At 53.2% G+C, this 6000-nt stretch carries 4 protein-coding genes and 1 rRNA gene; 4 read left to right on the forward strand and 1 reads right to left on the reverse strand.

Annotated features, from left to right (window positions below; all coding sequences use genetic code 11):
- Positions 1 to 193: 193 nt before the first annotated feature.
- Entirely contained in the window at positions 194 to 931 is a 738-nt protein-coding gene (bamD, locus tag N037_RS11605; protein ID WP_023308867.1) for an outer membrane protein assembly factor BamD, read from the reverse strand.
- A gap of 131 nt (positions 932 to 1062) precedes the next feature.
- Here bamD and rluD point away from each other — a divergent pair, with 131 nt between their 5' ends.
- The 4 genes from rluD to N037_RS11625 form a co-directional block, all read left to right on the forward strand.
- Positions 1063 to 2043 (forward strand): 23S rRNA pseudouridine(1911/1915/1917) synthase RluD, encoded by a 981-nt coding sequence (gene rluD / locus N037_RS11610; protein WP_023333072.1) that lies wholly within the window; start codon positions 1063 to 1065, stop codon positions 2041 to 2043.
- Positions 2040 to 2771: a purine nucleoside phosphorylase YfiH gene (gene yfiH / locus N037_RS11615; RefSeq protein ID WP_032640986.1), complete on the forward strand. Its 732-nt coding sequence runs from the start codon at positions 2040 to 2042 to the stop codon at positions 2769 to 2771. The genes rluD and yfiH overlap by 4 nt, the downstream gene beginning before the upstream one ends.
- Positions 2772 to 2900: 129 nt before the next feature.
- Entirely contained in the window at positions 2901 to 5474 is a 2574-nt protein-coding gene (gene clpB / locus N037_RS11620; RefSeq protein ID WP_032640988.1) for an ATP-dependent chaperone ClpB, read from the forward strand.
- A 428-nt stretch (positions 5475 to 5902) separates the two neighbouring features.
- Positions 5903 to 6000, forward strand: a 16S ribosomal RNA gene (locus N037_RS11625); the annotation flags it as partial.

The raw sequence follows: 6000 nt of genomic DNA on the forward strand, positions 1-6000 counted from the left end.
ACGTTATTTTGTCGGTTTTTGTCAGGGAATCTTTTTTGTGAGGCAGGGCAGGAAGAGGCGAGATTTACCTTGTCGAAGGCAAAAATTGGGGCCATAGTTGACTGGATGTGTTGAGGCTAACGCGCTTCGGCGACGCGCTAAAATGAATAAAAAAACGGCAGCCTTTGGGCTGCCGTTTTGCATTGAGGCAAGATCAGGTGTTGCTGCTGTTCGCGGCGATGATTTTCGCCACTTTTTCCGCCTGAGCGGTCATCTGCATCTGACGGTAAGCATTTTCCATCAGCTTCAGGCCGTCGCGCGTTGCCTGAGTATCCGGATAATCACGCAGCATACCTTCTACGCGGTTAACCACGGCAACCCATGCGCCACGGCGGGTATAGTATTCCGCCACAGAGTATTCATATTTCGCCAGACGATCTTTCAGGAACACCAGACGCTTGGTGGCGTCGGTCACGTACTGGCTGTTCGGATAGCCGCGCACCAGCTTGGAGAAGTCATTGAAGGCATCACGCGCATGCTGCGGGTCACGGTCGGAACGATCCACGCCGAAGAAGCCCTGCAGCGCACTGTCGTCCAGCGCCATGTTGGTGAGGCCGCGCATGTACATCACATAGTCGATGTTAGGATGAGTCGGGTTCAGACGCATGAAACGATCGATGGTTGCCTGAGCCAGCGGCAGATCGGCATTTTTATAGTATGCATAGATGAGATCTAACTGTACCTGCTGCGAATACGGACCAAATGGATAGCGATTATCCAACGCTTCCAGTTGCGTTATCGCCTGTTTCCAGTTACCGTCCTGCAACTTTTGTTGTGCAGTCGCATAGATTTCATTCGGCGGATTGTCAGGGACCTGTTCATTTGAACCGGAGCAGCCCACCAAAGCCAGGCTCAACGTGGCCGCTGCCACCAGATATTTCATGCGCGTCATGACGTTTTGACTTTCCTCAAATGTTTGTCCGGGAGAAACTCTGTTCCTGCTCCCGATTAAGACCAGCTACAATAGCACACTATATTAAACGGCAAAGCCGTAAAACCCAACGTTAAACGAAGAAGCAGTTTATGGCACAACGAGTAGAACTCACCGCAACAGTCTCCGAAAATCAGCTCGGTCAACGCTTAGATCAGGCTTTGGCCGAATTGTTCCCTGATTATTCGCGTTCACGCATAAAAGAATGGATCCTTGACCAGCGCGTGCTGGTAAACGGCAAGATCTGGGACAAACCAAAAGAGAAAGTGTTAGGTGGGGAAGCTGTCGCCATCAATGCTGAAATCGAAGAGGAAATCCGCTTCGAGCCGCAGGATATCCCACTGGACATCGTGTATGAAGATGATGACATTCTGGTGATCAACAAGCCGCGCGACCTGGTTGTTCATCCGGGCGCGGGGAACCCTGACGGTACGGTACTTAACGCACTTCTCCATTACTATCCGCCGATCGTAGATGTCCCGCGCGCGGGCATCGTGCACCGTCTGGATAAAGACACCACTGGCTTGATGGTGGTGGCGAAGACCGTTCCTGCTCAGACTCGACTGGTGGAGTCGCTGCAGCTGCGCGAAATCACCCGCGAGTATGAAGCGGTAGCCATTGGGCATATGACCTCTGGCGGAACGGTGGAAGAACCAATCAGCCGTCACCCAACCAAACGTACCCATATGTCGGTGCATCCGATGGGTAAACCGGCGGTGACGCACTATCGCATTATGGAACACTTCCGTATTCATACGCGTCTGCGTCTGCGTCTGGAAACCGGGCGTACGCACCAGATCCGCGTGCATATGGCCCACATCACCCATCCGCTGGTGGGGGATCAGGTCTACGGTGGTCGTCCGCGTCCGCCTAAAGGCGCATCGGATGAATTCATCAGCGTATTGCGTAAATTCGATCGTCAGGCGCTGCACGCGACCATGCTGCGTCTTTATCACCCTATCACCGGTATTCAGATGGAGTGGCATGCGCCTATCCCGCAGGATATGGTGGACCTTATTGACGCCATGCGTGCTGATTTCGAAGAACATAAGGATCAAGTGGACTGGTTATGACCAAACTGATTGTCCCGGAGTGGCCATTGCCTGCAGGCGTGGCTGCCTGCAGTTCAACCCGTATTGGCGGTGTTAGCCAGGGCGCGTGGGCGTCTTTGAACCTCGGTGCGCACTGTGGCGACAACCTGGAACACGTTGAAGAGAACCGCAGGCGTCTGTTTGCTGCGGGGAACTTGCCGTCGAAACCGGTCTGGCTGGAACAGGTTCATGGTAATGCGGTGCTGAAGTTGACGGGGGAACCCTATGCTTCTAAACGCGCTGATGCCTCATACAGTAATACTCCGGGAACCGTTTGTGCCGTAATGACCGCGGATTGTCTGCCGGTTCTGTTCTGTAACCGTGCAGGTACCGAGGTGGCAGCAGCACACGCGGGCTGGCGTGGTCTGTGTGAAGGCGTGCTCGAAGAAACAGTCGCCTGCTTTAACGATGAGCCCGCCAATATTATGGCCTGGTTTGGCCCGGCCATTGGTCCTCGCGCTTTTGAAGTGGGGCCAGAGGTTCGCGAAGCCTTTATGGAAAAAGATCCGCAAGCGGTGGAAGCCTTCCTGCCTTCGGGGGAGAAATATCTGGCCGATATTTACCAGCTCGCCCGCCAGCGCCTGAATAACGTCGGCGTGACGCAGATCTTCGGCGGCGATCGCTGCACATTCACCGAAAAGGGTGATTTTTTCTCCTATCGCCGCGACAAGACCACGGGACGTATGGCAAGTTTTATTTGGCTGATATAACCTAAAGAATCAAGACGATCCGGTACGTGCCGTTTTCTTTTCACATAATTCAGGTCATTAACCTTGAATAATTGAGGGATGACCTCATTTAATCTCCAGTAGCAAATTTGACCTGTTATGGGAGGAGTTATGCGTCTGGATCGTCTTACTAATAAATTCCAGCTTGCTCTCGCCGATGCCCAGTCCCTCGCACTGGGGCACGACAACCAATTTATCGAACCTCTTCATTTAATGAGCGCCTTGCTGAATCAGGAAGGGGGATCGGTACGTCCTTTATTAACGTCCGCTGGCATTAATGCTGGCCAGTTACGCACCGCTATCGATCAGGCGCTGAGCCGTTTGCCGCAGGTAGAAGGTACCGGCGGCGACGTTCAGCCGTCGCAGGATCTGGTACGCGTGCTTAACCTTTGCGACAAGCTGGCGCAAAAACGTGGGGACAACTTTATTTCGTCAGAGCTGTTTGTTCTGGCGGCGCTTGAATCACGCGGTACCTTGACCGACCTGCTGAAATCTGCCGGTGCGACCACCGCCAATGTGACTCAGGCGATTGAGAAAATGCGCGGAGGTGAAAGCGTGAACGATCAGGGAGCCGAAGACCAACGTCAGGCTTTGAAGAAATTTACGGTCGATCTGACCGAGCGTGCTGAGCAGGGCAAACTTGACCCGGTTATCGGCCGTGATGAAGAAATTCGCCGTACGATTCAGGTACTGCAGCGTCGTACCAAGAACAACCCGGTGCTGATTGGTGAACCGGGTGTCGGTAAAACCGCCATTGTTGAAGGGCTGGCGCAGCGTATCGTCAACGGTGAAGTGCCGGAAGGCCTGAAAGGCCGCCGCGTGCTGGCGCTGGATATGGGCGCGCTGGTGGCTGGTGCGAAATACCGCGGTGAGTTCGAAGAGCGTCTGAAAGGCGTGCTTAACGACCTGGCGAAGCAGGAAGGCAACGTTATTCTGTTTATCGACGAACTGCACACTATGGTAGGAGCCGGTAAAGCGGACGGCGCGATGGATGCCGGGAACATGCTGAAACCTGCGCTGGCGCGCGGTGAGCTTCACTGCGTCGGCGCCACTACGGTGGACGAGTATCGTCAGTACATTGAGAAAGATGCTGCGCTGGAACGTCGCTTCCAGAAAGTGTTTGTTGCTGAGCCAAGCGTTGAAGATACCATCGCGATCCTGCGTGGTCTGAAAGAGCGCTATGAGCTGCACCATCACGTGCAGATCACTGACCCGGCAATTGTTGCTGCGGCAACGCTTTCACATCGTTATATTGCTGACCGTCAGCTGCCGGATAAAGCGATCGACCTGATTGATGAAGCGGCTTCGAGCATTCGTATGCAGATTGACTCGAAACCGGAAGAGCTGGACCGACTCGACCGACGCATTATTCAGCTCAAGCTGGAACAGCAGGCGCTGAAGAAAGAGTCTGATGAAGCCAGTAAGAAACGCCTTGATATGCTCAATGAAGAACTGGACGATAAAGAGCGCCAGTATTCTGAGCTGGAAGAAGAGTGGAAAGCCGAGAAAGCATCCCTTTCCGGCACTCAGACCATCAAAGCTGAACTCGAACAGGCAAAAATTGCCATTGAGCAGGCTCGCCGTGTCGGCGATCTGGCGCGGATGTCTGAACTGCAGTACGGCAAAATTCCTGAGCTGGAAAAACAGCTTGAGATAGCGACGCAGTCAGAAGGAAAAACGATGCGTCTGTTACGTAATAAAGTGACGGACGCAGAAATCGCGGAAGTGCTTGCTCGCTGGACCGGTATTCCCGTGGCGCGCATGCTGGAAGGCGAGCGTGAAAAACTGCTGCGCATGGAGCAGGATCTCCACAACCGGGTGATTGGTCAGAACGAAGCGGTTGAGGCGGTTTCCAACGCCATTCGCCGTAGCCGCGCAGGGTTGTCCGATCCAAACCGTCCGATTGGTTCGTTCCTGTTCCTGGGGCCAACCGGCGTCGGTAAAACCGAGCTGTGTAAAGCGCTGGCTAACTTTATGTTCGACAGCGACGATGCGATGGTGCGTATCGACATGTCCGAGTTTATGGAGAAACACTCCGTCTCGCGTCTGGTCGGTGCGCCTCCGGGATACGTCGGTTATGAAGAAGGTGGTTATCTGACGGAAGCGGTTCGCCGTCGCCCTTATTCCGTCATCCTGCTGGATGAAGTGGAAAAAGCGCACCCGGATGTGTTCAACATCCTGCTTCAGGTGCTGGACGATGGTCGTCTGACAGACGGGCAGGGGAGAACGGTCGACTTCCGTAATACGGTTGTCATTATGACTTCGAACCTGGGTTCCGATTTGATTCAGGAACGTTTCGGTGAACTGGACTATAGCCATATGAAAGATCTGGTGCTGGGTGTCGTGAGCCATAACTTCCGTCCTGAATTCATCAACCGTATTGATGAAGTGGTGGTATTCCATCCTCTGGGTGAGAAACACATTGCGTCGATTGCGCAGATCCAGCTGCAGCGTCTGTACAAACGTCTGGAAGAGCGTGGGTATGAAATTCACATCTCCGATGAGGCGCTGAAGCTCCTGAGCGAGAATGGTTACGATCCGGTGTACGGTGCGCGTCCATTAAAACGTGCTATCCAGCAGCAGATCGAAAACCCGCTGGCGCAGCAGATCCTCTCCGGAGAGTTGATTCCGGGCAAAGTTATTCGTCTGGAAGCCAACGACGATCGTATTGTGGCAGTGCAGTAAGTCACAAAACGCAAAAACGAGCCGCTTGCGGCTCGTTTTTGTTTAAAAACCAGGCGAAAATTGAGGTCTGGAGTTAGTTTTGCCTGGAAAGTGAGCGGTCAGTAAATAATTTTCACTTTACCCTTGCGGCTTCGGAATAACTCCCTATAATGCGCCTCCACTGACACGGAACAACGGCACACACGCCGCCGGGTCAGCAGAGAAAAGCGAAAATAAACGCTTGACTCTGAAGCGGGAAAGCGTAATATGCACACCCCGCGCCGCTGCGAAAAGCGAAGCGGCACTGCTCTTTAACAATTTATCAGACAATCTGTGTGGGCACTCAAAGTGACATGGATTCTTAACGTCCTCGGACGAAAAATGAATACCAAGTCTCTGAGTGAACATACGTAATTCATTACGAAGTTTAATTCACGAGCATCAAACTTAAATTGAAGAGTTTGATCATGGCTCAGATTGAACGCTGGCGGCAGGCCTAACACATGCAAGTCGAGCGGTAGCACAGGAGAGCTTGCTCTCCGGGTGA

The sequence above is a fragment of the Enterobacter sp. EGD-HP1 genome (assembly GCF_000733275.2).
Lineage (GTDB): Bacteria > Pseudomonadota > Gammaproteobacteria > Enterobacterales > Enterobacteriaceae > Enterobacter.

Excerpts from the sequence above, each read along its gene's own strand:
- bamD (WP_023308867.1), bottom strand. The coding sequence starts at position 931 with ATGACGCGCATGAAATATCTGGTGGCAGCGGCCACGTTGAGCCTGGCT.
- rluD (WP_023333072.1), top strand. The coding sequence starts at position 1,063 with ATGGCACAACGAGTAGAACTCACCGCAACAGTCTCCGAAAATCAGCTC.
- clpB (WP_032640988.1), top strand. The coding sequence starts at position 2,901 with ATGCGTCTGGATCGTCTTACTAATAAATTCCAGCTTGCTCTCGCCGAT.
- yfiH (WP_032640986.1), top strand. The coding sequence starts at position 2,040 with ATGACCAAACTGATTGTCCCGGAGTGGCCATTGCCTGCAGGCGTGGCT.